The 2828-nt window shown below is 66.4% G+C and carries 2 protein-coding genes; both read right to left on the reverse strand.

What is annotated here, in order from left to right; genetic code table 11:
* On the reverse strand, positions 1 to 1547 hold a 1547-nt coding region (locus ABWP50_RS11945; protein ID WP_353218212.1), incomplete at its 3' end, for a thiamine pyrophosphate-binding protein.
* The coding region (locus ABWP50_RS11950; protein ID WP_353218213.1) for a DUF1254 domain-containing protein at positions 1544 to 2828 on the reverse strand (1285 nt) is incomplete at its 5' end. The genes ABWP50_RS11945 and ABWP50_RS11950, both read right to left, overlap by 4 nt.

Consider the following 2828-nt stretch of genomic DNA (forward strand, 5'->3'; position numbering starts at 1 on the left):
GCCGCCAGCGCCATGAAATCGATGGCTGGCTCCTGCAAATCCATCGCCACGAACACGCTTGTTCGGGCGCTGTGATCGCCGATGGCGCGGGTGCGCTGCTTGAGGATGCGGTAGCTGGCGTTGTTGAAGACGATGGTGATCACCGGCAATTTGTAATGCGCGCAGGTCCACAGCGCGGCGGCCGAATACATCAGGCTGCCATCGCCGGTCAGCGCCACCACCGGGCGGTCCGGGTGGGCCAGCTTGATCGCCGCGGCTTGCGGCAGCGCTACACCGATGCCGCCGCCGCGCATCCCGAACCAGCTATCGGGGCGGGTGGCCGGCAGCAGGCTGCGCACCATGTTCATGCCTGAGGACAGAAGTTCCTCGATGATGATGGCATCATCCGGCATCACCTCGCCCAGCCGCTTGAGCACCGCCATCGGGTCCATCGGCTGCGCGTCCATCGCCGCTTCGGCCTTGGCCAGCAGGGCGGCCTTCGCCTCCGCGATCTTCGCTGCCACGCCGGCCCGGCGCGATACGCCGCACCCCTCCACCAGCGCCGTCAATTCCGGCAGCGTCGCCTTCGGGCAGGCCTGAATGGCGGCTGTCGCGGCGAAATTCTTGCCGATCTGCCACGGCTCATCATCGAGATGCACCACCTTGGTGCCCGGCGTGAGCGCCTCGACGCCGGTGGCCTGGCTCTGGGTGAGCAGATCGGCGCCGATGCTGATCAGCAGATCATGGTGCTGCATGACGCTGCGCAGCGCCGGCGTCATGCGCGGCACGGTGCCGGCATAGAGCGGATGGTTTGACGGAAAGGCGGCGCGGTTGGCCATACCCTCCATATACACCGGCGCGCCCACCGCTTCGGCGAAGGCGACAATCTCGGCAAAGGCATCGCGGCCTGCCACACAGTCACCTGCAAAGATCACCGGGGTTTGCGCGGCGGCAATCAACGCAGCAGCCTTGGCAATCTCGCCCGCGTCGCCGCGTAGAGCGCCGCCAATCCGGGTCGGCGCGCCCAGATCGAGGTCATCGGCGGCAAACGCCGTCAGCACGTCACCGGGGATGGACAGGAACACCGGGCCGGTCGGCGCCGTCAGCGCCACCTTGGCGGCGCGGCGCACGGCGCGCGGCAATTCCTCGATGCTGTTCACTTCAAACGACCATTTGCACAGCGGACGCGCCATTGTCGCCAAATCGTCCCACAGCAGCGGCTCGGTCAGGCGGATGCTCATGTCCTGCTGCCCGGCGGTCACCAGCACGGGCGCGCCGGCCTTGGCGGCGTTGTAGAGCATGCCCATGGCGTTGCCGAGGCCTGGCGCAGCATGAAGATTGCACACCGCCAGCCGGCCCGTGGACTGCGCCCAGCCATCGGCCATGCCCATCACCACCACTTCGTTGAGGCCCAAGATGTAGCGGATGCGCGTTTCCACCACCATCGCATCAAGCAGCGGCAATTCGGTGGTGCCGGGATTGCCGAATATATGGGTGACGCCTTCGGACGCCAGAATATCGAGCAATATATGCTTGCCGGCGCGCGCCGTGTCAGTTGGGCTGCTCATGGAATCATCTCACCTTCGGTAACGGCGGGCAAGCGGACGCTGCCATCCAGCAGGCCAGTGCCGGGCAGATAGGCGCGGAACATCAGCACAAACGGGCCTTTTGGCGCCGGCAGCCAGTTCACCACCCGCTCGCCCGACGGTTTGCCGTGCTGGATGAACAATTCGATGCTGCCATCGGGGTTGCCGCGCAGATGCTTTGACCGGTCGCCCACCGCATAACGATCAAGCGTGTTGGGCACGAAGAACAGCCGGCCATCATCGGCCTGTTCATACATGGTCAGTGACCAGAAGCCGCCCACGGGCAGGCCGCCCGGCATGGTCAGCCGCCAGCTCTTGTCTCCGGTCAGGGCGCGGCCCTCGCCGTCCTGGCGCGCGGTCACATAAATCGCCTCAACGCGCGGCAATGCCGCCAGCCCACCCAGGGCCACCATGCTGCGCAAATCATCATCTTCGCCGTACAGCGCCATGTTGAACGGCGGATACACCCAGCCATTCATGCCCCCATTCACGTTGCTGCCGCCGGTCAGGCCGCCCTTCAATTCGGCGATCAGCGCCGGCAGATGCGCGTTCCACAGGTTTTGCTGGGCCGGTGACAGACTGTCCCACCCCGTGCCCAGCCCCTGATCGGCAAAGGCCCGCGCCCGCTGCACCAGCAGCGCATCGCCGGAGCGTTCGATGGCGGCGTTCACCGTGATCACGAACGCCCGGCCATCGGGCATGGCCGGCACCACCAAATCCAGCGGCGTCGCCCCGGCCACCGCCGACAATGTGAAGCGCGTCAGGCCATCGGCGGCGGCGGCAAGATCGTCCGGGCCGTTCACCACCACGCGCAGCAGTAGCCAGGCGTCGTTGGATTGGCTGCGCACCATTTCGGCATTGGCCGGCAGATCGCCGCGCCAGCCGGGGCCAACGATGGCATATCGCCCGCCGGCGCGGCCAACGCTGCGGGTGCCGAGCAGCGCGCCAACATCGCTGGTGATGCTCATCAGCGATGCGACATGATAGCGGGTGAGCGGCGGCATGGTGAAAAACACCGGGCCCTGGCTCAGATCCAGCCAGGCCGAGCCATAAAGCGTGTCGTTGTTGGGCGTGGTCACGTCGCGGGTGCTGGCATCGGCGAGCGTTACCCGCGGGATCAGCGCATTCACGCCGGTGCCAAAGCCAGCTTCGGCGATGCGGCTGGTCTGCAATTGACGGGTGCGCAGCATTTCATAAGGCGCAAAGCCAAAGCGAAAGGCCCGGCGCAGCGCCTGGGTTTCGGGTGTGTCGGGCAGGGCCAGT

Source organism: Sandarakinorhabdus sp. (genome assembly GCF_040398645.1).
Lineage (GTDB): Bacteria > Pseudomonadota > Alphaproteobacteria > Sphingomonadales > Sphingomonadaceae > Sandarakinorhabdus.